General features: G+C 44.2%; 21 protein-coding genes and 1 tRNA gene. 19 read left to right on the top strand and 3 right to left on the bottom strand.

Translation table 11 applies throughout. The annotated features are described in order from the left end of the window. From FBF61_RS27485 to FBF61_RS27420, 14 genes are all read left to right on the top strand, one after another. A complete protein-coding gene (locus FBF61_RS27485; RefSeq protein WP_138483503.1) occupies positions 1-2049 on the top strand; it encodes an ArnT family glycosyltransferase in 2049 nt (682 codons plus the stop codon). A 6-nt stretch (positions 2050-2055) separates the two neighbouring features. Further along, entirely contained in the window at positions 2056-2754 is a 699-nt protein-coding gene (locus FBF61_RS27480; RefSeq protein ID WP_138483501.1) for a WbqC family protein, read from the top strand. 2 nt (positions 2755-2756) lie between these two features. After that, positions 2757-3413: an acetyltransferase gene (locus tag FBF61_RS27475; RefSeq protein WP_138483499.1), complete on the top strand. Its 657-nt coding sequence runs from the start codon at positions 2757-2759 to the stop codon at positions 3411-3413. Positions 3414-3483: 70 nt separating this feature from the next. Next, positions 3484-4707 (top strand): glycosyltransferase family 4 protein, encoded by a 1224-nt coding sequence (locus FBF61_RS27470; protein ID WP_138483497.1) that lies wholly within the window; start codon positions 3484-3486, stop codon positions 4705-4707. Beyond that, entirely contained in the window at positions 4704-5687 is a 984-nt protein-coding gene (locus FBF61_RS27465; protein ID WP_138483495.1) for a glycosyltransferase family protein, read from the top strand. The genes FBF61_RS27470 and FBF61_RS27465 overlap by 4 nt, the downstream gene beginning before the upstream one ends. Then, positions 5687-6445: a DUF5672 family protein gene (locus FBF61_RS27460; RefSeq protein WP_138483493.1), complete on the top strand. Its 759-nt coding sequence runs from the start codon at positions 5687-5689 to the stop codon at positions 6443-6445. The genes FBF61_RS27465 and FBF61_RS27460 overlap by 1 nt, the downstream gene beginning before the upstream one ends. A 6-nt stretch (positions 6446-6451) precedes the next feature. Further along, complete coding sequence (locus tag FBF61_RS27455; protein WP_138483491.1) at positions 6452-7405, top strand: hypothetical protein; 954 nt, start codon at positions 6452-6454, stop codon at positions 7403-7405. 26 nt (positions 7406-7431) lie between these two features. Further along, entirely contained in the window at positions 7432-8319 is an 888-nt protein-coding gene (locus FBF61_RS27450) for a glycosyltransferase family 2 protein (protein ID WP_138483489.1), read from the top strand. Next, complete coding sequence (locus FBF61_RS27445) at positions 8316-9647, top strand: hypothetical protein (RefSeq protein WP_138483487.1); 1332 nt, start codon at positions 8316-8318, stop codon at positions 9645-9647. Before FBF61_RS27450 ends, FBF61_RS27445 begins: the two co-directional genes overlap by 4 nt. Before the next feature lie 20 nt (positions 9648-9667). Then, the gene (locus FBF61_RS27440; RefSeq protein ID WP_138483485.1) at positions 9668-10720 is read left to right on the top strand and encodes an acyltransferase family protein; all 1053 of its coding nucleotides are present in this window, start codon (positions 9668-9670) and stop codon (positions 10718-10720) included. A 119-nt stretch (positions 10721-10839) separates the two neighbouring features. Continuing rightward, positions 10840-11136, top strand: a complete 297-nt coding sequence (trxA, locus tag FBF61_RS27435; RefSeq protein WP_138483483.1) for a thioredoxin — start codon at positions 10840-10842, stop codon at positions 11134-11136. Between the two features lie 46 nt (positions 11137-11182). Then, a complete protein-coding gene (locus FBF61_RS27430; RefSeq protein ID WP_229215253.1) occupies positions 11183-11728 on the top strand; it encodes a pentapeptide repeat-containing protein in 546 nt (181 codons plus the stop codon). 58 nt (positions 11729-11786) lie between these two features. After that, positions 11787-12896, top strand: coding sequence for an N-acetylglucosamine-6-phosphate deacetylase (gene nagA, locus FBF61_RS27425; protein WP_138483479.1), 1110 nt, complete (start codon positions 11787-11789; stop codon positions 12894-12896). 108 nt (positions 12897-13004) lie between these two features. Beyond that, positions 13005-13244, top strand: coding sequence for a hypothetical protein (locus FBF61_RS27420; RefSeq protein WP_138483477.1), 240 nt, complete (start codon positions 13005-13007; stop codon positions 13242-13244). Positions 13245-13301: 57 nt separating this feature from the next. Here FBF61_RS27420 and FBF61_RS27415 read toward each other — a convergent pair whose 3' ends face one another. Further along, positions 13302-15500: a B12-binding domain-containing radical SAM protein gene (locus FBF61_RS27415; RefSeq protein WP_138483475.1), complete on the bottom strand. Its 2199-nt coding sequence runs from the start codon at positions 15498-15500 to the stop codon at positions 13302-13304. A gap of 161 nt (positions 15501-15661) precedes the next feature. On the opposite strand from FBF61_RS27415, the gene FBF61_RS27410 reads away from it, so the two are divergent. Then, positions 15662-16021, top strand: coding sequence for a DUF31 family protein (locus tag FBF61_RS27410; RefSeq protein ID WP_229215252.1), 360 nt, complete (start codon positions 15662-15664; stop codon positions 16019-16021). Between the two features lie 366 nt (positions 16022-16387). Here the strand turns inward: FBF61_RS27410 and FBF61_RS27405 are convergent, their stop codons facing one another. Next, positions 16388-17656 carry a serine hydrolase domain-containing protein gene (locus FBF61_RS27405; RefSeq protein ID WP_138483472.1) on the bottom strand — a complete coding sequence of 423 codons (1269 nt, stop codon included), beginning with the start codon at positions 17654-17656 and terminating at the stop codon, positions 16388-16390. 166 nt (positions 17657-17822) lie between these two features. On the opposite strand from FBF61_RS27405, the gene FBF61_RS27400 reads away from it, so the two are divergent. Next, complete coding sequence (locus tag FBF61_RS27400) at positions 17823-19226, top strand: purple acid phosphatase family protein (protein ID WP_138483470.1); 1404 nt, start codon at positions 17823-17825, stop codon at positions 19224-19226. 67 nt (positions 19227-19293) lie between these two features. On the opposite strand, the gene FBF61_RS27395 is transcribed toward FBF61_RS27400, so the two are convergent. After that, on the bottom strand, positions 19294-21783 hold the full coding sequence (locus FBF61_RS27395; RefSeq protein WP_138483468.1) for a M14 family zinc carboxypeptidase: 2490 nt from the start codon (positions 21781-21783) through the stop codon (positions 19294-19296). Between the two features lie 257 nt (positions 21784-22040). Between FBF61_RS27395 and FBF61_RS27390 the strand changes: the two genes are divergently transcribed. From FBF61_RS27390 to FBF61_RS27380, 3 genes are all read left to right on the top strand, one after another. Next, positions 22041-22112, top strand: a tRNA-Glu gene (locus FBF61_RS27390). A gap of 190 nt (positions 22113-22302) precedes the next feature. Further along, positions 22303-22812 (top strand): hypothetical protein, encoded by a 510-nt coding sequence (locus tag FBF61_RS27385; protein WP_138483466.1) that lies wholly within the window; start codon positions 22303-22305, stop codon positions 22810-22812. 62 nt (positions 22813-22874) lie between these two features. Beyond that, positions 22875-23303, top strand: coding sequence for a lipoprotein (locus FBF61_RS27380; RefSeq protein ID WP_138483464.1), 429 nt, complete (start codon positions 22875-22877; stop codon positions 23301-23303). Positions 23304-23584 lie beyond the last annotated feature (281 nt).

The following is a 23584-nucleotide window of genomic DNA, read 5'->3' as shown; positions in this document are numbered from 1 at the left end:
ATGGTCTTTCTTTATTGGCTATTTTTCTTTCTGTTTTTATACAGCATTCATTACGTTGCAAAAAAAATTGCCCAGCCTTCCCTGACTGAATGGCTCATTGTGTGCTTTATCCTCTTCGCTGGAAGTGTAATTCCGGCAGGATTTGTGCTGTCGGCCCTTGATCTTACAGCTGATATCTTTGCCTGGATACCAGGAGTTTTCATCGTTCTTGGCGTTCATCTACTGCTTTGGACATTTCTCCTGCCATCGAAACCATCCTACTCGATCCGTGCAATTATTGCCAACAGGGCCGGAACTTTCAAAATATGGGGTCGCGAATTATCCGTGTACCTGAAGAGCATTTTCATTATTCTTTTTGGTACACTGGCTGTTATAGCGGTAACCAATCTTATTCTGGTCCTTTTTACTGCACCCAATGAGTGGGACAGCATGACAGGGCATCTCAACCGGGCCATCAGATACATCCAGCGCGGCACCATGGAGCACTTTGGAGGCACCAACTGGAACATGGATACCTATCCCAAGAGTCCTACTACCATCCAGATATTCACTTATCTGATCAGCGGAAACATTGAAAATGCATTCAAATTCATTCATCATGCTTCTTATTATGTTACGCTGGTTTCTGTTTTTGGTATTGCGCAGCGTATTGGAAGAAGCCTTTCCGCCAGTTTTTTTTGTGCTTTAGCCTATGGCATGTTTCTGGACTTCCTGATGCAGGCTGTCACCACTGAAACGGATATTGTACTGACGGCCTACCTGAGCTGCCTCCTCTACTTTCTATTTACATATTACACTACGCGGGATAACCGGTACCTGTACCTGGCCGGCATGGCTTTTGGAATTGCATTCGGACACAAAATCACTTTTGCCCTGCTTCTGCCATCCGTATTCGTGGTGATGCTTTACGCTGTATTTTTAGCGCCAGGATTTAAAGTCTTTTTCGAAAGAACACTAAGGCTAGGCACAGCCATTCTTCTGGCAATGCTCGTCTACACGCTCCCGACCGGGTATATCAAAAACGTAATGGTTTTCGGGCATCCGATCGGGCCGCCCACCTCTCTGAAACATCAGTCGGTTGAACGTGCGGGTTCTTTATCCAATCTCTTTGAACAGGGAAGCCGGAATGTAGTACGATATGCGTATGATTTTGCCAACCTGGACGGAATCAGAAATGCACAATGGGGTTACGATGTCAATTCCGTGATGCGGGAACCGCTGGTTGTATTGGAAGACAAATTAAACATGCGGCTTGATGACGAACTGGATTTCACGATTTTCCCATTTGCCTTTCAGCGCCGTTTTGATTTTTATAATGCTAACCCATACTGGGGAGTATTTGGCTTTGCACTGATCATTCCTTTGATTCTATTGGTTTTCATCCGTGTTTTCAGATCGCGTGTGCACTGGTTCCTGTCGCTGGCATTCTGCCTGCACTTTGCGGCTATATCCTACTCTGCACCATATGACCCGATGAAGGGACGTTATTTTATAGAAACAGGATTGTTTGGGGTGCTGTTTCTCCTTCTTTTGTTTTCGCATCACCGGTTATCGATCATCAAGCCAAGAAGAAATTTATGGAAGGGATATGTGATGACAATCGTCATTTTGGCCTGCATTTCCGCGGTTATGTCGGTATACCTCAATATCCGGTGCCTGCCTTTCAAAGCATTTGGCCACGAATCGGCGCTGAAAATGGAGCGCATCCAATTTCAGACATTTGCCCGTCCTGACGTTACCAAAGCTTACGAGACCTACGATTCCATTGTCCCACAAAACGCAACAGTGGCACTGGCAACCGTAAACAGCGATTTCGAATATCCGCTTTATGGCGAAAAATTAACACGTAAGCTGATTTCCATCAACCCGTTTGAGCAAGGCCTCAGACCAATCCCCAAGGAGGCAGACTATCTTTTTTATGCCAAAAGTGTCATCAACGACACCAGCAGGATCAAATCACTGCCTACTGATATAAGGCTCGGCTCTGATACATCCATGACCAACCTCATCGAGAAAGGACAGGACTATTACCTCAGGAAACTTAAATAGTAGCCAATGACAATTGCCATTATGCAGCCTTATATATTTCCATATATCGGGTATTTTCAGCTTATTAATGCAGTCGATAAATTCATTATCTATGATGATGTAAACTTCATTAATAAGGGATGGATCAACAGGAACAACATTCTGGTTTCGGGCCAGCCGCATCTTTTTACGGTCCCTCTTAAAGATGCAAGCCAAAATAAACTTATCCGTGCAGTAGCGCTGGCACAGGGAGAATCCTGGCAGAAAAAGTTCTTAAAGACCATTCAGCAGTCCTATCAGAAGGCTCCTTATTACGAAAAGGTTTTTGTTCTGATCGAAGAAATTGTAAATTTAGAAGTTAATACAATCCATGAACTTACCCATTCTGCATTAGAAATTACCTGTGCATTTATGGATATCCGGACCGAAATCATACCCTCTTCAACCCGATACAATAATACAGAACTGAAAGGACAGGAAAGGATCCTGGATATATGTAAGCAGGAAAATGCCAGCCATTACATCAATCCGATTGGAGGTATGGAATTATACGAAAAAGACAGATTTGCAAAAGAGGGTATCCGGCTAAGCTTCATCAAAAGTGTTGCAAGCCCATATCCCCAATTCAAAAATGCTTTCGTACCTTGGCTGTCAGTTATAGATATTCTGATGTTTAACGACCAGGAAAACATCAGCAAGCACTTAAAGGCATACGAACTTATTTAGGAATGGCGAAAGTTATCGTTTTTGGGGTGCTGGACACGGCCGAATTAGCGCACTATTATCTTACTCATGATTCTGAACATGAAGTGGTTGCTTTCACCATCAACCGGGAATATATTCAAAATGAATCATTTAAAAACCTGCCTGTTGTAGCTTTTGAAGATGTGGACACACTCTTCCCGCCTCAGGAATATTCATTCTTTGCTCCGATGACCGGGCGCAATATGAACAGAAACAGGGAGAGTATATACAACGCGGCCAAAGCAAAAGGCTACCAGTTTATTTCATATATCAGCTCCAAAGCAACGCTCTTCAATAATGTGATCGGCGACAATTGCTTTATCCTGGAAGACAACACGATTCAACCGTTTACTACGATCGGCAACAATGTGGTGATGTGGAGCGGCAACCATATAGGCCACCACGGACAAATCAAAGACCATGTCTTTTTTACATCGCATGTGGTACTTTCAGGGCACTGCTTGGTGGAATCTTATTCGTTTTTTGGTGTTAACAGCACCATCCGCGATTACACTTCCATCGCTCAGGGAACGCTGGTAGGAATGGCGTCAGCAATTACGAAGGAGACGGAGGAATGGGGCATCTACATCGGGAATCCCGCAAAAAAGGTCCCGGGTAAAAAGAGTTACGAAGCTTATTGAGCATTTGGATATCCGGACCAGGTAAAGTAAACGGGAAGTCCGATGTTGAAGATAGCAATACACTAGGGTAATGGAGCAGAAGAAAATATTATTTGTAAGTCACGACGCCAACCGGGCAGGTAGCCAGCTGCTGCTGCTGCAATTGCTCCGGCTGCTGAAAGAACGGGGAATACCCATGCACCTATTGTTGTGCAGCGGCGGAGAACTGGAACATGAGTTCGAGCAGGTTGTGAGCATTACCCGTCTTTATCAGAATTACAAAGTTTCTCCCCCGCAATTAACCGGCAGATTGCTCAAAAAAGTTAATTTATATAAAATTTACGAAGAACGCTCCAACCAAAAAATCAACGAAAAAATTACTGCTGAACTCGAAGAGCAGAATATCGGCCTGGTGTTTATCAATTCAATTGCCAATTCAGCGGTTTATTACGACTTTCTCAAATTCCTGCACCATCTGCCCGTGGTATTGTTCGTTCACGAACTCGGGATGTCCGTTAAAATTTACACACACGAAAAACACCTGAATTTTCTCCTCAAAAAAACCGACCATCTGATCGCGGTTTCCCATGCGGTGGCCAATTACTATGTCAGAGAATTTGATTTTCCCGAAAAGCTGGTCAGTACTTTCACGCTGATTGACCACGAGCACATCGATCAGAAACTTAAATCGGTACAGAAAGATATTCTAGAAAAAACGTACGACATCCCAGAAGACGCCATTGTGATCGGGGGATGTGGTAATGCAGAATGGCGCAAGGGAAATGATATTTTTAACTGGGTTGCCAAGCGGGTTATCCATAAAACCACTCCCCTCCCCGTATTTTTTGTGTGGGTCGGCGCAGGGCCGCAGCATGAAATTTACGAGCTGATCCAAAGCGACATCCGTTTAATGGGCCTAAGCGACCGGATCATCCTTGTTCCGCCTACCCCGAAAGCATTGGATTACATCAACCGTTTCGACGTATTGCTGCTCAGTTCCAGGGAAGATCCTTATCCGCTCGTTGTGCTGGAAGCTGCTTTGCAGGAAATTCCGGTTGTATGTTTTGAAGATGCAGGCGGCGCGCCCGAGCTGATCGAGTCGGATGCAGGGTTTGTCGTTCCTTACATGGACATTTCGGCGGCGTCGGAGGCAATTATAAAACTGGTACTGGATCCGTCACTCAGGGATTCCCTGGGTCAGAAAGGCCGGAAAAAAGTGTTGGAAAGGCACAATACGGAAAAAAGTTTGGCGAGTATCGAAGCCATCATTCAAAAGTATTTACCCTTACAAGTTTCGGAACAACACAATCAATGACCATTGCCTTTACCATTTGCTCCATCAATTATTTAGCGCAAGCCAGGACCTTAGGCGATTCTCTCAAATCCACTAATCCGGAAATACTGTTTTTTATAGGGCTGGTCGACTCTCTCGATGGAATTTTGTTCGAGGATTCTTTCGCTCCTGACTTTCCGATGATTGAAATTGACAAAATTGAGATCAGCGGCTTCCAGGAAATGGCCGACAGATATAATATTACCGAGCTTAATACTGCGGTTAAACCCTTCTACTTTACCTATTTTTTCAAACGTTACCCGGAAGCTGAAAACGTCATTTATTTTGACCCCGATATTATTGTTTTTCAACCACTTACGGGGTTGCTGAATTCGTTAAAAATCCATCCGGCTGTTCTTATCCCACACATTAACACGCCCATTGAGGATCGGCTGACTCCCAACGAGTTACATCATTTGAATACCGGCGTTTACAATCTCGGCTTTGTTGCGTTCAGCAGATCCGAGGAAAACGACAACTTTATTAAATGGTGGGAAGAAAAATTGAGATACGAATGTCTGATCGACCTTTGTAACGGGCTTTTCGTGGATCAGAACTGGATGAATTTCCTCCCGATTTTTGTTCCCAATACCTTAATTGAGCGAAATCCGGGATATAATGCAGCCTACTGGAACCTGCATGAACGTACTTTTTCATTTCAGGATGGCACCTTCCTGGTTAACGGGGAGCATCCGCTGATATTTTTTCATTACAGTGGTTACGATCCTGCCAAACCCGAAATACTATCGAAATACCAGGACCGTTTTGAACTCGCGCAGCGGGCTGATCTGACTGAATTGTTCAAATTATACCGGGAAAGCCTGCTCGCAAAAGGAAATGCCTATTATAGAAAATTCCAATGTTTTTACATCAAACCAACTCCCGTCCGGCGTTACCAGCGTGTACGTAAATGGCTGAACATGCCATTAAAATACATGATTGAACGCCTGGAAACCATGTAATGAAAGAGCTTGTATCCGTTATCGTTCCCATATTGAATCCGCAGATCAATCCTACGGAGGAAAAGCTCCTGCACCATTGCCTGGAAATCTTGAATAATTATCCACTGATCTTCGTGACCTACGAAGGAGCGGATTTATCGATCATCAAAGAGCACAACGAAAATATCGACGTAGTTCAGTTCCCAAAAACATACTTTCAGACACGCCAGGATCTGTCCCGGCTCTTGCTCACAGAAGATTTTTATGAACGTTTCAATTGGGCAGAATTTCTGCTTATTCATGAACTCAACAGCTGGATCGTGAAGGATGAACTCTATTACTGGTGCAAACAAGGATATGATTATTTACGGGCCGCTCCTGTCTACGCAGACTTGTATAAGCGGACTGATGGTATTATTCCGAGGATATTAGGCTTGAAAGAACCAGATAAACAGGCAGTCGGTAATGCTTACAATGACAACGGCCTGTACCTTTGCCGCATAGAACGGATGGTGGAGACTTTGAAATCAAAAAAAAGGGAGGCTTATCGGTACCGCCACAATGAAAGTTTGCCAAACTCGGATTCTGTTTTCTGGGAAATTGAAGCGAACCGTTTTTGGCCCAACTTACGGAAGCCGACTCCGGTTGTTCAAAATTATTTTGCAAAAAATGCTTTTGATATGGCTGGAAGCAAGAGTTTACCGTTTGCGCTCACCGGGGTTTTGCGCAGCAACATAGAGAGTTTGTCCTATTTTCAATCTTTGCCGGAAGCAGATTAATTGCACATGAATATTATTTACACCGTTTGCAATCGAACCAATCTGGCACACGCACTGGCTTTGTCCGAGTCCGTGCTGCGACATCAACCGGATTCTGCTTTTTACTTGTGCTGGGTAGATAACATTGCGTTGGATACCCTTCCTGATCATGTACATCGGTTGTCTGTTGGCGAGGTTGACATTCCGGGCTGGGATAAAATGCAAGCGGAATATTATGATTTTGAACTGCTTGCCGCATGCAGGCCATGGTTTGCAATCAGATTACTGGAACTGCATACGGATTGCAAAAACATAACATTTCTTGCACCAACGACTTTATTATTAAACTCTTTTGACGAATTGTTGACTTCCGGCGGTCCCGTTTCCCTGACACCGAACATTCAAAAACCTTTGTCAAAATCATCGGTACTGGACGACAAGCGCATCCTGAATGTTGGAATGTTTCATTCGGGAAGCTGGATATTAAAACCGGGTGCCGACACACGGAAAATGCTAGGCTGGTGGGCTGAACGTACCGTTGACAGGGCAAAATTTGATCTTTGTAACGGTATGAATATGGATCAGCTGTGGCTGAATTTCGTTCCGGTTTGGGTGCCGGGTACGGTTCAGATCGGGCATACGGGCTGGCATTATGGACTACATGCTGTTTTAAACAAAGAGCTGTCTCTAAAAAACGGGGAATACTTAGTTGATAACCGGAGTCTAATCTCAGTAGACTTTGCCGGACTGGATTACTTTGATCCAATCTGGTCTGACCATACGAGCTTGTTATCTCAAAACGGTATTTTTAAAAGCCTTTTTAAAAATTATAAAAGTACATTAAAGACGCCACATCAAATTTCTGTTGCTGAAAAAACGCCTGCATATGGTAAATTACCGGATATCAGAAAAAACAGAAATCTGAGAAATGGCATTGCCGGCAAGCTCAAAGCAATAACGCGATACATTGAAGAATTTTAATTTTATAAAAGCGGTATCAGGATCCTATGCACTTTCTTGAACAAAACACGCAGGACCTGCGGGCATTTATTTCTCAACTGAAAATAGTTAAAGCAGACGCTGCGGGACAAAAAAGTGGCTATCCGAAGCTGACTGTGATAACGCCTTCTTACAATCAGGCTGCATTTCTGGAACGCACGATCCTGAGTGTTTTAAACCAGAATTACCCTAACCTGGAATATATCATCGTCGACGGCGGCTCCACCGACAATAGCGTCGAGGTGATCAGAAAATATGAAAATTATCTGGCGTACTGGGTTTCAGAAAAAGACCGCGGCCAGGTTCACGCGATCAACAAAGCCCTTGAAAAAGCGACCGGGGATTATATCAGCTTCCAAAACTCCGACGATGTATATTTCCCGGGCACATTCAGTCGTTTTGGAGAAGCAGCAAAAAAAAATACAGATGATATTCTGTTTGGCGATCTGTACATGATTTCGACAGACGACGAAGTCACTGAAATCCTGAAAACAACTTCTTACAATTTCAGTTGTCAGATTCTGGAAGGGATGCAGATTCATAACCAGTCTCTATTTTTCAAACGTTCACTTGTCGAGCAATACGGAAAATTTGATGAATCTTACAGGTTTGCCTTCGACTATGAATTTATCAGCAGGTATACTTCCCACAAAACTACGACTGTACGGAAAATTGAGGGGCTGGCTGGTGCGCTGAGAGTACATGCCGATGCAAAGTCATCCACTATCGCCTCAGTAGGAAAAGAAGAACATCTCCGTGTGCATGAAATTTACATTTCATCGGTCGGCCCCCGGGCTCTCAACAAAATGAGGTATCTTTGGTGCCGGATTCGGAAAATAGGCTATTTTGCCCTGCGAATGGATTTTAAATACATACGTTTCAGATTGTCCAGATGAATTGGAGTCTTCTTAATGTAACCACAAATTTTAATAATCTCAGGTACTCTGCGGGCATCGCGATGATGTTCAACGGGTTCCCGCTGATATTTTTTTTCAGGGATACCTTGGGTATTGGACCGGCCAGCAGCGTTTTTACAGCTGCTTTTTTCACACTTGCACTGTTATTAATGACCCCTGTGCACCTTTTCAAAAGGCTGTACAAACCCAACGTCATACTGCTGAACCTGGGGCTGGGTTTTCTTTTACTTACTTTTTACTATTTCATTTTTATCAACTCCGTCGGAAAATCGGTGGCTGATATCGGTAATTATGTGTTCGTTTTCGGGTTCATAGTACTGCTGCTCCACGTTCCAAATGATGTAAAGGACACGCTGGTCATAGTCTTTTTCCTTTTTTCATTCTTCGCCAATATTACCCTGGTATATTCTCTGCTCACGGACCCAAACTGGACTCCGGGTATGCGGGCGGCAGTCAGCTTTGCGAATGATGGCGCTCAACCGGGAGGTAATCCGCATATAACAGCCAGAAACGGTGTCATTTGTATGATTTCAGCAGTGGTTATGCTCAATCGTACACCTGGTATCTTTACAAAGCTGTTCCTGTTTTTTTCTATATTGTTCAGCTTAGGCGTAGTAATACTCTCCCTGGCGAAATCCAGTTATCTGGGTATCGGCATCATGCTGGGGGCCTACTTCATCTTCCATTTCAAAGTTTCGAGCATTTTTACCGCCATCGGAAATGCCTTCAAGTTTAGAAATGTGATCATCATCTCAATCATACTTGTCGGGATCAATTACTTCCTGAACAAGTACGGCGATATCCTCAACTTACTGCTCGGCTACTGGGATGTTTTCGAAAACAGGATCATGGACGTGATTTTCACATCCACAGGTCTGAAGCTCTCTGAAACTGCGGACGTGGACTATTCAGCCATGGGACGGGTTAGCGGCTTCGGCGAGTTCCTTGAAACGTTGTTTTCCTGGCAAGTATTTCTTGGAAGAGGCTACAAAAGTGATTATCTGGATGTACCGCTTCTGGAGTCGTGGGTGAATCATGGCGTTTTCGGCTTTGTATTTTTTGCAGGATTCAATTTTTTCCTGCTCATTTTCGCAATCCGTGAAGTAAGAAGAAATACCAACCAGCTCACCACTTTTCTGGCTTACTTCTTTTTGTCCATGATGGTTCTGCTGATCACCGGCGGAAGGCCTTATGATATCGCTTTCTGGTTTCCTTATACAGTTATGATCCGGTTTTTAGGTATCAGATATCTTGATAACATCAGTAAACAACCAACGGCGAACCAGTTAACATCCGTTGCCTCCTGATGAAGGCAACCCATTTACGCATGAAAAACAGAGTTGAACAACTCGACGGACTGAGAGGCATTTTCTCTATACTGGTTATTGCACATCATCACAATGCTTTCAAAGAATCCGCCTTTTACAATAATTTCTTCGTCATCAATTCCAGCCTTTTTGTTGATTTTTTCTTTGTGCTGAGCGGTTTCGTGATTGCGATGAACTATGTAGACCGGATCAAAACCCCGGGGGACTTTGTCTCATTCATGAAAAGACGGTTCATCAGACTTTTTCCACTTCTGCTTTATACCGAAATCGCATTTCTCATCGCCAACATTTTAGGAGAAAACAGCGCCCTGAAAAACACCGGAGAAATGCCCATATCGTATTACCTGTACACAGTCCTGGATACATTAACTTTTATGGGTTCAACACCTGTTTTCGGGAACTGGATGAGCATCAATTACCCCGCATGGTCCATATCCGCCGAAATGATTTCCTATTTGGTATTCGGATTAATTGTGCTTCTCCTTCCCGCCAGAAAATATGCTGCATTTCTCTTATTAATTCTAGTGTCCGGGCTTTTCATTATTTCAAGGGGTGAGTATCTCCTGGCTTATGATTACGGTTTTGTCCGCGGGATTTTATGTTTCTCGCTGGGAATATTTACACATCTCCTGCTCAGCAAAAAATCTTTCCAGCTTTCATTTCTCGAAATTCCGTTTCTTGTTTTCCTCGTCACGGCGATGTATGCAGTACACCACTGGGACCTGAATCTGTGGAAGCTGGTATTTCCGGTCATTTTTTCAATCGGCATCATTATTTTCGCAAGCTCTACAGGCGTGGTAACGCAGCTGCTTTCAAGCAAGCCATTTCAATATCTCGGTAAAATCTCTTATTCGATCTATCTTAACCATGCGCTGGTGCTGATCATAGTGAATGTAGTACTGTTCCGGCTGCTGAAATCGCCCGTTTCAGAATGGATGATTGGTATCTCTCTGATAATTTCTGTTTCGCTGACCATACTTTATTCCAATTTTACGTACGAGTTTATAGAGAAAAGATCAGGCAAATTCCTGAGGGAAAAGCTTGGATGGTAATTCTTTTTTCAGAGGTTAATGACGTCAGCGAATGGCATGATCCTTTGAGCAAGATTATCACGACCAATTAAACCTTTACCCGTCAGGATTGGTTATTTGTATAAATAAATACTACGATTATGGCCACATTTTCAGAACTCATCAACAGCAATAAGCCTGTACTGGTTGACTTTTCCGCCGAATGGTGCGGACCTTGTAAAATGATGAAACCCATTTTGGATAAAGTAAAAGCCGAGCTGGGCGATAGCGCTACGATTATCAAGGTGGACGTTGATAAAAATCCGTCTGCTGCAAATGCTTATAAAATACAGGGCGTGCCTACGCTGATCGTTTTCAAACATGGAAAACCCATGTGGAGACAATCCGGTGTTGTTCAGGCAGACCAGCTCAAATCTGTCATCCAAAAGTATATTTAACCCTTTTCGATCAGGAAACAGCATTTTGATGATAAAAAGAAACAACATGGAATCCATCAATAATATGGATTTCACGGTGGAAGTATTGCGACAGGATAATTTCGAACAGTTCAAATTTACAAACTGCGTATTCCCGGATCTTTCCGGGATTGATTTTATAGATTGCCTTTTTGAGGATTGCAACATCAGCAATGCCCGCGTAGCCAATAGCAAGTTTTCGGACGTTGAATTTGTAAACTGCAAGCTCACTGGTGTCAACTTTTCAGAAAGCAAGGATTTTGCCTTTGCGGCCCGGTTTCAAAACTGCATTCTTGACTATGCCATTTTTGAGCGAAAAAAGCTGAATAAAAGTGAATTCATGAATTGCAAGATTCACGGTGCTGACTTCACCCAGGCGGATCTGTCTAAATCCAGGTTTCAAAATTGTGATTTTTGGGATGCTGTTTTTTCAAATACCAATCTGGCCGGTGTAGATTTTACGACCAGCAAAAATTTCAGCATCGATCCTACTTCGAACAATATCCGAAAAGCCAAGTTCCTTTCTTCGGACCTGGCGGGGCTCCTCACCAAATTCGACATTATTATCAAATAGCATTTTGACTGCCTGATCATTTTTTGTTTCTTCAACAACCAAATCCCTTCACTGAACCATGTCTGTACAACTCTTTGCGGAAAACCTTTATACCGGAACCGGGTTACTTAACAATCAATTAGTTACTACTGAGTACGGCAAAATAGAAAATATAGAGGCATCAGCGCCGAAAGAAGGGGTCAGGTCTGTAAAAAATCTTGCTGCCGGTCTTTTTGACATTCATATCAACGGGGGAGAAAAATTCCATTTTACCCAAAAAGCCGACGAAGAAACGATTGACGATATTTATCAGGCAAGTGTGCGCAGCGGAACAGCGTACGTTTTCCCTACGCTCATTACTTCTCCACAGGAAAATATCCTGAAAGGTATTGAAGCGACAAGAAATTATCAGCAAAAAAATCCCGGCTCGGGTGTGCTCGGCATGCACCTGGAAGGGCCGTTCCTGAACCCCGTCAAGCGAGGGGCGCATTTAGCAGCCTTTGTGCGCAAGCCACAGAATGCTGAGCTGGAAGAAATCATCCGTTATGGTAAAGATGTGATCCGCTTGATTACGATTGCTCCCGAAATGTTTACAGCCGACCAGATCCAAATGCTGCTGGATTCGGGCATTACCGTTTCGGCGGGTCATTCCAATGCTACCTATGACGAGGCCGCAAGAGCATTTTCACAGGGGATCCGACTGGTTACTCACCTCTACAATGCAATGTCGGCTTTTGGGCACCGCCAGCCTGGCCTTGTCGGCGCTACTTTTGATACAGAATCTGTTTATGCGCCGATTATTATCGATGGTGTACATAGTGATTACGGTGCTGCCAGTGTAGCGTATAAAATCAAAAAAGACAAACTGTTCTTGATTTCAGATGCATTGTTTTTAGGCGAAAAAGTGACTGAATTCCAATGGGAAGAATTTGACGCGCATCTGAAAGACGGTCGCTACACTAATTCGGACGGAAATCTGGCCGGGGCAACTATTGCATTGCCCGATGCTATCAGGAATGCGGTTAAAATAGTTGGAATTCCCTTGCAGGAGGCGATCGAAATGGCAACGATTCGTCCTGCCAGGGCAGTAGGTTTGTCCGACAGGATCGGAAGCGTCGCTATCGGCTATCCTGCCGTTTTCACGACCTTCGACGACAACCTCGAAAACTTCGAGGTGCTATCTCTATGACGCCGTGGTCCGTGGATCTCGATCGATCCATATCCATGATCCATAGCCCAGGACTTAAGTCCTGGGCTGGATGTGCGGCCTGGGGTATATGTGTGGCCTGGGCTATATGTGGGTCCTGGGATAGATGTGCGGCCTGGGATAGATGTGTGGCCTGGGCTGGATGTGCGGCTTGGGCTGGATGTGCGGCCTGGGCTGGATGTGGGTCCTGGGATAGATGTGCGGCCTGGGCTAGATGTGCGGCCTGGGCTGGATGTGGGTCCTGGGATAGATGTGCGGCCTGGGATAGATGTGCGGCCTGAGATGGTCGTGCCCGGAGGCCACGCATGTCCGCGGCATGTGACTTCCTGACTAGGCATCTCCCGGGCCGGGCACGTCTCTCGCAACACATGTCACTGAACTCTCCTTCTAGAGAATGAGCAACCCGCCATCCTTCAACTCTTTCCAAACTCTTGAGTTAACAAATACATCAAAACTACCCAAACCAGCTGATCCAAAATCATCTTTCAATTTTTCCAAAGAATATGGTTCAGCATTGGTGATCAGCAGTTTTGGCATGATTTCAACCAGCCACTCCCCTATTTCAGTATCCGTTTCAATAGCCCATTCTTTTTTCTTATTATAAAAAACAAGCTCGGCAATCTCGTAGACCTTCTTCCCTCTCCTTTCTTCAAAAACAGAGAGCTCAGGTAAACTACCCAGCCAGGTAACAAGCGCATTGGGCCTTATAACTGAATCAGGTAACTCGCTGATACTTTTTTCGATGTATTTTGGAGAAATCGATGTTGGCGGGACTTTGAAATCAAACCATCTGGAAAGTGGAAAATCCAGGCAAACCCCATGCATATAGTTGAAAAGCGACTTTTTCAATCCTTCTCCAAAAAGATCGTGGTCAGCACCAAGCGGGTCTGTATGTTCAAGGTCGTTGTTTGCAAACTTGCCGTCTTCCGGACTAAGCCGCATTACATCGAATCCCTCGGGATGCATTCCTACCGGGCTGTGGGCGGTCATCGCAAACCGGTGCCAAAACCCGGACTGGACAATCCCCTGCTGAAACAGCTGTCTTACCATTTCCAGGGAATCGATGGTTTCCTGGGTAGTCTGAGTAGGGAAACCGTACATTAAATACGCATGTACCATAATGCCCGCCTGCGTGAAAGCATCGGCCACACGCGCCACCTGCGCCACAGTGACCCCCTTTTTCATTCGTTCCAACAGACGGTCAGAAGCCACTTCCAGTCCGCCGGAAATGGCGATACAACCAGAAGCTTTCAGAAGAAGACACAAGTCATGTGTAAAATTCTTTTCAAACCGGATGTTAGTCCACCAAACCACCGTCAGTTTCCTCCTGACTATTTCCAGCGCAAGATCCCGAAGTAAGGCAGGAGGAGCAGCCTCATCTACAAAATGAAAACCATTTTGCTGAGTCTGCTCAATGATTTCTTCAATTCTGTCGCAGAGCAACGCAGCGGTCATAGGTTCATATCGCCGGATATAATCCAGCGATATATCACAGAAAGAGCATTTTCCCCAATAACATCCGTGCGCCAGCGTCAATTTGTTCCAGCGGCCATCGCTCCACAGCCTGTGCATCGGATTTACGATTTCTATGACCGACAAATAATCATGCAGCGGCAGGTCACTATAATCCGGAGTACCCGTGTCCCGCTGCGGCACATCCTTCTCTTTCGCGCCATTATGATAAATCACCTCTCCATTTACGCGGGCATAAACACGTTTGAGATGCGCGATTTCGCGTTCTCCATCGAGACATTCCAGCAATGATAAGAGCGGAGCCTCGCCGTCATCCAGGCAAACAAAATCGATATAATTAAAAACGCGCGGCTCTTTCAGCGAGCGCAGCTCCGTATTCGCAAACCCGCCGCCCATCACGACCTTGATATCCGGATAATGCCTTTTCAAATACTGTCCGCACTTGAAACCTCCGTAAAGATTTCCCGGAAACGGAACCGAAATACATACAATATCAGGGTTGTACTTTTGAATTTTTTGTTCTAAAATCTCAGTCAGCGTTTTTGACAAAAGTGTATCAGGTACTTCCAGAGCCTCCTCCATTTCATCAAAACTGGTCGCCGATCTCCCCAACCGCTCCGCATAACGGCTGAAACCAAAATGTGGATCCACTGCCTCCTGAATCAGATCACCCAGATCTTCCAGATACAAAGTTGCCAGGTGACGTGCTTTGTCATGAATCCCCATTGTTCCGAAAGCCCAGTCCATATCTTCCAGCTGTTGAAAACGGCCTGCCTCGGGTAAATAACTTCGGTCGCATATACTGTGCGCCAGCGTTGGATTGGCATTTTTCAGGAACCGGATAACCGGATCGATGGTCCTGATGTATTCATCACGAAGAGAATAAATCCGGAAACTGTTGTCCGTCAGTTCCGCGTCAGAACTTTCCAGGTCAGAAAAAAGCCTTTTGAGCCCTTTGGAAGAAAACAACGCCAAAATTACGTCAATACCTAGATCTGCCTGATACGAAGTCCTGCCCAGCGTATTTAAAAACCCTTTCAAATAAGCAGTAGCCGGATATGGTGTATTGAGCTGCGTAAATGGCGGAGTGACGAAGAGTGTTTTCTTTTGCAAAGTATTGTGATTTCTTTACGCAAAGTTAAGGGTTTTGAAATTGAAAGTAACCCGGTAGCTTTTACAGAACAATTTCCATGACTTAACAACTCTTGCTAATTTTGATCACTTAGGCTCAACAATACATTTTATGAATAATTGGCATAAACTGAATTGGATATATGAGTCCGGCGAGACAAATCAGCGTCGAAATAGATAAGCTAACCAGGTCAATCGAAAATGCTTGGACGGGTGAAAGCTTCACTACTGCGGTTTTGCCGCTTACATCCGACGATATGAAAGCAGTAGGAAAGACGTACTGGCTTTTTGATTGGAAAGCAGAGACCAAGAGTAAAGAGAAACAAGTTTTCAAATTGGTTATCAAGGACAATGCACATGTTATTCAAGGACTTATAAGTTTACAGGAACGAGAAGATCACGTTTTTATGCATCTCATCGAAAGTCATAAATTGAATAAGGGCGAAAAAAAGTTGTATCTAGGTGTAGCGGGAAATCTTATTGCTTTCGCTTGCAAACTATAGTTTGAAAAAGGTTTTGAGGGTTACGTTTCTTTTAAAAGTAAAACAAAACTAGTTCAACATTATCAGGAGAGTCTAGGCGCCAGCCTATTATTTGGTAACATCATGGTCATTAATTCAAATGCGGCAGTAAGGCTCATTCATCAATACTTCCCCAAAAATTCGTAACTTGTTGTGATGGTAAAAAAAGCTGACGATATAGAGTTTTTGACTACTGGCCGGCAGCCTTCCGACAGTGATTTCAAACGCATAAGTGAATGGATACGTGATCAGAAGGGTAAAAAAAACAAAAATCACAAGACGAGTTTCATCCCAAGTACAGTGCCCCCCAAAGTGTAGTTCGCATTGTTTAAAATTGCCCTGGCTCCCTCAATGCGGTTGTTTGTCCCTTAAATAGTCGTGGAAATTGATCGGGGAAGTTCTCCTGCCTTTGTTTTCTTCCATAACAGTTGCATATGCCCACAGTACGTACGACGTAATGTCGTAATAAGCATCCGAAAAGATTGGAAAAACTCCGTCCCTATGCCTTAATGCATTGGTAAACAGTACGACCGTTATGTCATTCGGGCAGGTCATCCAGATACTACGGAACCCTTTCGTCCTCTCTTTGTAAAAACCGGAATGCCACCACCCGTCGTGATAACTAAATTCTCCCAACGGTGTAACCGTGGTATAACTACCCAACCCTGACTGTATAGAATCCTGCAACGCCTGGCTAAGGATAGGGCTGTCTTTTACAAACATGCCGGAATAAATCTTGACTGCTTCGTTCGCAGAAAGATAAAATCCATAACCGCCGGCAGTTTCCCTTAAATCACCCGGATTGAAGCCCCATTCTCCATCAGTATACGGATAATCGTAGCCGAAAGTTGGAAATGCCGACGAGTTAAAGAGCAGTTCCGTAGAAAGCACTCCGGCTTTCTGGAAAATGTGTTCTTTAACATAATCCTCATATATTTTTTGGGTGTTGGCATTATCATTTTCGTCGTTTCCGGTGAATTTGTAACCGAGCATTGCCGGAATCAAAACTCTGAAAAGCCCGAAATTCGCATTCTGATAACATTGCTGATACATGTTTTCAGTCTTCACACCCTTCTTCATCAGATTTTTGAGCCCAAGCCAGTAGTTTTCAATATAGGACCCATTCTGGCAGTTATCTCCCACTCCAATAATGCCGCTCCGGTGCGTGAGCAAATCCCTGAAAGCAATCTTGTCAACATTCGGCCCTTTTGTCCATGATGCCGGGAGATAGTTTATTATTTTATCGGTTGTTTTGATGCCCTTTTCCTGCCCGATCATCAAAAAAGCAGCTGCGGTCAAGGTTTTCGACATGCTGGCGATCTGCATTTTGGTGTCCAGCGTGACCGGACGTTCACCAATATATTCAATACTTCTAGACGCCGGCCCGCCAAAGCCAGAGCCTACCAATTCATTTTTTCTGTAAACAACGAAGCTGTATCCAAATCCGCGACCTTTCAGAGAATCATCCAGAAGGGTAACAAATCGCCTGATATTCTCAATGGGCACGACAACTTCCTGATCTTTGTCTTTTTTACAGCCCCCATGAATCAAAACGATCGCGAAAAACGACAAAGCCAGGGGCAGAAATCTCTTTGAAATTTTAGAATTTTCGAACATAGTGGTGGATTTTTAAGCTATACAAATATGATCAAATTAAGGCGCATATTTAAAATCCCGGAAACTGCCGACACTAAAAATTTATATAACCTTAATACGCTTAACTAGCCTGATCAACGAAAAACGAGGTATCATTATAGATCAGAACTCAAACATTTATTATACGATGTCAGATATTACGAGACTATATTTCAAACCGGTTGCTACGTTTTTTCTACTATTTACATGTTATTATTCCGCTCATTCCCAGCAAAATAAAACCTACCCGGCATCGAAATTTCCCGATCGGGTCATTCTCGGGTTTAAAGGCGACCCGGCTGTTTCGCAGGCCGTAAACTGGCGGACAGACTCCACTGTGACCAACGCAGTTGCCGCTATATACGAAGCTACACCTTCTCCGGATTTTGTCCCAAAAGCCAGAATTACAAATGCCAATAGCCAGCCAACCGTTCTGGACGGAAAAACGGTGATTTACCATGAGGTGAATTTTACAGATCTGAAACCTGCAACCCAATATGCCTATCGTGTCGGCGATGGTGCTTACTGGAGTGAGTGGTTTCATTTCACAACTGCATCTTCCGGTAACGAACCGCTTTCTTTACTCTATTTCGGCGACGCACAAAATGATATCCGTTCGCTGTGGTCGAGGGCTGTGCGAGGCGCATACTCTACCCTGCCGAAGGCAAATTTCATGATTCATGCGGGCGATCTGATCAACCGCTCCAACAACGATTACGAGTGGGGAGAATGGTTTGAGGCAGGAGGCTGGATCAACGGGATGGTTCCCAACCTGGCTGTTCCGGGAAATCACGAATATTTTACAGATACAGACAAACAGGAAAAAGTTTCCAGACACTGGCGTCCACAATTTGCCCTGCCGGAAAATGGCCCCGACGGACTGAAAGAAACGGCATATTACATTGATTATCAAAACAAAAGATTCATATTCCTGAATTCGGAACATGCAACTATCAATGCAGAAGAGCTTAATAAACAGGCTGAATGGTTTGAAAATGTAGCTAAAAATAACCCTAAGCGCTGGTTGGTAGTTGTTCATCACCATCCAATTTATTCCACCAAAAAAGGAAGGGATAACAACGAATGGAGGGATAAAATGGAGCCGCTCTATAAAAAATACAAAGTGGATATCGTTTTACAGGGTCACGATCACACTTACGGAAGAGGCCTTAACATGCCGGTAGGCCAAAGCCGGAAAAGACCTGACGGGCCTGTTTATGTGGTTTCCGTGAGCGGGCCGAAAATGTACGATATCGGTTTGCAGGACTGGATGGACCGCGCTGCGTCCAACACGCAGCTATACCAGGCTATTACGATTGATGAAAACAAACTGGCATTTAAGGCTTTCACCGTAAACGGCGACTTATATGATTCTTTTGAACTGATCAAAGATAAAAAAGGTGTGAATTCTCTAGTTGAGTTATCCAATTCCCTCAAAATGCAGGAGCTCCTTAAACTCCCCGAACGATACGAAAAGAGCTTTAAAGAAGAAGAACTGAAACAATACAACGAGCGCTATCAGGAATACAAAAAGCGCAAAGGATTAAAATAATAATCAATAAAAAGTTGCCCCGTGAAACCAATAGAATTTACAGGGCAACTTTTTTATTGATCACTTTTTACCTGAAAACGGCGTTGCTGAAAAGTATTTTACCATTGTAGAGCATTGCCCGAAAAACGGGATCGTCTAAAAGGTAAATTACCTGTCCATTTCCCATTTCCTGCACGCCCATGATCAGCGTATTTTTTAGCTTCCCGGCTATTTTATTTCCTACAAAACCAGCCTTGTATCCCGTCTCTTCCAGATATCCGACATTCCAACCATCTTTCAGGTAGTCAATTTCATAGGCGTGGCGTACCAAAGTAAAGTATTCCTTAGCGCAGCCAAATGACAAAGGGTGCGTGGCATCCATCGTCACCTGAAACATGCTGCCAGGCGAGGAATCACCGGCACCTTCCCGCTCCTGATCACCATACTTCCTGAATACATCCGAATTCCTTTTCTTATCCGTAAATTTTTTGGTGAGGGCAAAACCCGGCTTGCCAATGAATGCATCAGTAGCCCGTTCCATGATGATGATTTTACCACCATTTTTCACCCAGTATTGGATTACTTCCAAGTGCTTTTCGCTGATCAGGTCGGCGTATTTTCCATCGGGCAGGATCAGCACATCGATCGTATTCCAGGGCAGTTCCAGCAGCCGGCTACCATTGACCATGGTTACTGGGTATTTGATCTGCTGTTCGAAATAATGCCAGATCGCACCTACCGAAGTGGCACTGATACCATCACCCGTAACTGCTACAACTTTGGGTGCTTTCAATGACGCGATATAATCACTTCCAAAGTCTGCGCCGGAGCTTACATATCCGGTTTGAGCGGCCGTCAGTTTCACATGATGCTTCGTAGCGAGCGTGGTCACCAGCTTATCGAAAGCAAGATGTTCGTTACCTTTTTTGGTGATAATCAATGTTCCAGCCTCAAAACTCCTTTTATCTATTTCAAAAGGCACATTGGAGCTTTTGACCAAAATCCTGTTTTTCAACAAATCAGCAAGAAAACCAGCATCTTCCACCTCCGACCAGGTGGCCAGATAAGCATAAGGAGATGTTGCCGGTATGGGATTTTCAATTTTTTCAGGCTGATAAGTCGCAGGGGTAAATTTTTCTTTCAAGCCATACGCCTTTAAACCATACAAATAAGCCAGGCCCCAGCTTGTCACATCATAGGTAACCGAATCTTCCAGCACCGGTTTAGGCTCAAATAAAACCCGTAGTAAATTGGATTTGGGCTGATATGCACTGATCAACAGATCATTATTTTCAATTTTCAACGTACTTTCAGCAAGTGTTGTAAGCTCGGTTCCCTTGGCAGAAATTGCCTTTCCGGCTGTTCCATACACAAATCCCTGACGGTCAAGCCACTCGCTGAACGACCTGATACGCTCTTCATTCCCTTTCGACTTGATAATATATGTTTTGAAAGAGCCCGATGGAGAATTTGCGGCATCCTCATGAAATTTGATAAACTCCGAAACCATGCGATCCTTCTGAGAAAGTACCGCTTCCAGCGTAGCCAGGCTCGTGGCATAATGATGTGATATCCGGCTTGCAAGTGTTAAAGTATCGTGCTCATCCTTCCGCTCAACTGCCAGGCCTGCCCGGCCGCCTCCACCCTGCTCGTATGTAACACCGACAGCACCATTCATCGTTGGCCAGGTATCGCCATAACTCGGATAAAATAAATCATAGTTGTACCGTGTAAAATAAGTCCACCCATTTTGATCAAAATATTTTCTGCAATACTCGCCAATGAGGTCATTAAACTGTCGCTGCCACGCAGTAACATCCTTATGAAAGGGCTTGGCAGCAGGCGGGAAATAGTAACTTCTGGTGTGTCCCATTTCGTGGAAATCGGCATGAAAATGCGGCATCCATTGATTGTACAATGCAATTCTTTCCTGCGTCTCCTTCTGTGTCTGCCATGCCCAGTCACGGTTAAGGTCGAACAGATAGTGGTTGAATCTTCCACCGGGCCACGGTTCGTCATGTTCCAGTGCAAAAGGAGTAATATCGGGCGAGACATTCTGTACACGGTTGTACCACTGGGTGTAGCGTTCGTAGCCGTCAGGATTAATGCACGGATCAATCATGATCACCATGTTTTTCAGAAAATCCTGCGTAAGCGTATTTTGTTTGTTCAGCAACTCATACACCACTTTCATGCTTGTATTTGCCGACACAGACTCATTTCCATGCACGTTATAGCTCATCCAGACAATGGGCGGAGTAGCCGCATCCGGTTTCCCTTCCATCAATTTAACGCTCTTCAGATGGTTCGTCCGGATTTTTTCGAGATTGGATATATTCTCAGCAGACGATATAAAAGCAACCACCAGCGGCCTGCCTTCATTGGTAGTACCATATTGGACCAGTTTCATCCGGTCGGGATTCTGCGACTGCAGTGATTTGATATAGTCGACAATCTGATGGTGGTAAGCAAATTTGGATCCCAGCGGGTACCCTAAAAATTGATCTGGTGTTTTGTCCTGGGCAATAGTTTGATGAAATAAAAACAGAAGTAGGATACAGCAAAGATGTCTGATCATGATAGCAAAATGAAAATGGAAAAAACAGGCAACCCAAATTTAGAAAGTTACCTCAATTTAACGTCACGGCGGAATGAATAAAAAAAGTTTCAGAACAAACACACTGGAAATGAATTGAGTACAAAATAACTTCATTTTATTTCCTACCCCTGTTTGGAATTTAAAATTCAACCCTGCATATTTGCACCACGATTTCGGAAAACGGAAACGAAAAGTGAAAGAAAGTGCTAAAAAACGCGCGAAGTAGGAGACCAGTCGGCCCATTCGTCTAGCGGTTAGGACACGACCCTTTCACGGTTGAAACAGGGGTTCGATTCCCCTATGGGTCACAAAACCGTGCGATAGCACTTTCGACATTTTGCAAAAGCCACTCTTTTCGGAGTGGTTTTTTTGTGCTCTTTTGGGACGGTTTCTGTCGGGGCGGGCTCGACTTTTTTACAACCTGTCGGCATTAGACATGCCGATAAAAATGCTTTAGAATTTAACCTACTACTTCCTCTAAATATTATTTTCGTTAAAGTGAAAAAAATTCTATTTTATCTTGTTTTTCAAGCTGCTTCCTTTGTATCCAATGCCCAGACATTAAGCCTTAACGAACTGATCGATAAAAGCAGCTGTGATGATTTCAACTGCATCAATGAGTCCATTACCAACAGGGGGTTTTGTTTTTTGAACACTAAAAAGAAATCCAGTGGCACGCTTTATACCTACGAAAGCTGCTATGAAAATGGAACCCGAAGCGATTTCATCTTTACAAAATATGATAACAATTCGACTGCGTCAAGCATCGGAACGGAGTCGGAGAGCTACGTCCGAAATTTGCTGTCTCAACTAAAACAAATGGGGTTCAAGGCAGTTAAGACGGATGATTCTAACACGCGGGTTACTTCTGTAACCTACCGGTCGCCCATATATTCCCGCATAACAATAGAACTGGCAACATCCCGGTCCAACGACTTGGAATCAACCAGCCAATATTATAGGCTAACCTGCATGCGACAAGCTAACCAGTCGGGACAGAGATTTTAGTCTGTAGCCGTTCCAACTATTGACAGGCTTACGGCATCTGTTTTAAAAAATCCACGAATTTCATGAAACAGATCCTATTCCTACTTTTTGTTTTGTTTATCCTGTCCGGATGTAAAAAGGACGACACCGACACGCCGCCGCAAATTGAGGGTATTGTCGGAAAATGGCAGCTTACAGAAACGGAAATAACTGAAAACGGCCGGACAGTCTGGCAGGAAGCTGGTGTTTATGATAAGCCCTATTATTTCAGCATTCGGTTTGACGGAGTCCTTCTGGATGATAAAGATTTACCCATGTGCTGCAGTCCGCAATCTCTTACCGTCAACGGTTTTCTATTTGCAATTGAGCCCAAGGCCAGCGTCCCCATCAATCCGCTCTGTGCTGCCGTTTCCTGTGCCCAATGCCCGAACTGGGAGATCGAGCAAACCGGTGATCAGATGATCATTACGACTTGTGGCATTTCACTAAGATCAAAATATGTGAGGAAGTAAAAGTTGTTGTTGAGAAAAGTCAAAATATTGGCAGTAAAACCATTCGCATCATGTGGGTGGTTTTATTATTTTCAGGCATTAGTCTCAAACAATTGCCCGGGAAGGTATCCCCGCAACAAATTCCAGCGCCACCGTAACGCGCTCGATCCTGTCAACTGACGTGGTTCCCTTTTGGTTTACACTTTTGCGGGTTAGTAAATATTTAAAAACTTCAATTCTTATCCAGTTTGTCGGTAATATTCGGCTTCAAAAGCTGCTGGATTTAAATAGTTCAAAGAGGA

It is taken from the genome of Dyadobacter bucti (genome assembly GCF_005869225.1).
GTDB lineage: Bacteria > Bacteroidota > Bacteroidia > Cytophagales > Spirosomataceae > Dyadobacter > Dyadobacter bucti.
Note: the sequence above shows the minus strand (reverse complement) of the source record. Positions and strands in the feature narration are given on the sequence as shown.

What these genes read in the sequence shown, in the direction of transcription:
- FBF61_RS27485 (WP_138483503.1), top strand. Translation starts at nt 1, where the DNA reads ATGGTCTTTCTTTATTGGCTATTTTTCTTTCTGTTTTTATACAGCATT.
- FBF61_RS27480 (WP_138483501.1), top strand. Translation starts at nt 2,056, where the DNA reads ATGACAATTGCCATTATGCAGCCTTATATATTTCCATATATCGGGTAT.
- FBF61_RS27475 (WP_138483499.1), top strand. Translation starts at nt 2,757, where the DNA reads ATGGCGAAAGTTATCGTTTTTGGGGTGCTGGACACGGCCGAATTAGCG.
- FBF61_RS27470 (WP_138483497.1), top strand. Translation starts at nt 3,484, where the DNA reads ATGGAGCAGAAGAAAATATTATTTGTAAGTCACGACGCCAACCGGGCA.
- FBF61_RS27465 (WP_138483495.1), top strand. Translation starts at nt 4,704, where the DNA reads ATGACCATTGCCTTTACCATTTGCTCCATCAATTATTTAGCGCAAGCC.
- FBF61_RS27460 (WP_138483493.1), top strand. Translation starts at nt 5,687, where the DNA reads ATGAAAGAGCTTGTATCCGTTATCGTTCCCATATTGAATCCGCAGATC.
- FBF61_RS27455 (WP_138483491.1), top strand. Translation starts at nt 6,452, where the DNA reads ATGAATATTATTTACACCGTTTGCAATCGAACCAATCTGGCACACGCA.
- FBF61_RS27450 (WP_138483489.1), top strand. Translation starts at nt 7,432, where the DNA reads ATGCACTTTCTTGAACAAAACACGCAGGACCTGCGGGCATTTATTTCT.
- FBF61_RS27445 (WP_138483487.1), top strand. Translation starts at nt 8,316, where the DNA reads ATGAATTGGAGTCTTCTTAATGTAACCACAAATTTTAATAATCTCAGG.
- FBF61_RS27440 (WP_138483485.1), top strand. Translation starts at nt 9,668, where the DNA reads ATGAAAAACAGAGTTGAACAACTCGACGGACTGAGAGGCATTTTCTCT.
- trxA (WP_138483483.1), top strand. Translation starts at nt 10,840, where the DNA reads ATGGCCACATTTTCAGAACTCATCAACAGCAATAAGCCTGTACTGGTT.
- FBF61_RS27430 (WP_229215253.1), top strand. Translation starts at nt 11,183, where the DNA reads ATGGAATCCATCAATAATATGGATTTCACGGTGGAAGTATTGCGACAG.
- nagA (WP_138483479.1), top strand. Translation starts at nt 11,787, where the DNA reads ATGTCTGTACAACTCTTTGCGGAAAACCTTTATACCGGAACCGGGTTA.
- FBF61_RS27410 (WP_229215252.1), top strand. Translation starts at nt 15,662, where the DNA reads ATGAGTCCGGCGAGACAAATCAGCGTCGAAATAGATAAGCTAACCAGG.
- FBF61_RS27405 (WP_138483472.1), bottom strand. Translation starts at nt 17,656, where the DNA reads ATGTTCGAAAATTCTAAAATTTCAAAGAGATTTCTGCCCCTGGCTTTG.
- FBF61_RS27400 (WP_138483470.1), top strand. Translation starts at nt 17,823, where the DNA reads ATGTCAGATATTACGAGACTATATTTCAAACCGGTTGCTACGTTTTTT.
- FBF61_RS27395 (WP_138483468.1), bottom strand. Translation starts at nt 21,783, where the DNA reads ATGATCAGACATCTTTGCTGTATCCTACTTCTGTTTTTATTTCATCAA.
- FBF61_RS27380 (WP_138483464.1), top strand. Translation starts at nt 22,875, where the DNA reads ATGAAACAGATCCTATTCCTACTTTTTGTTTTGTTTATCCTGTCCGGA.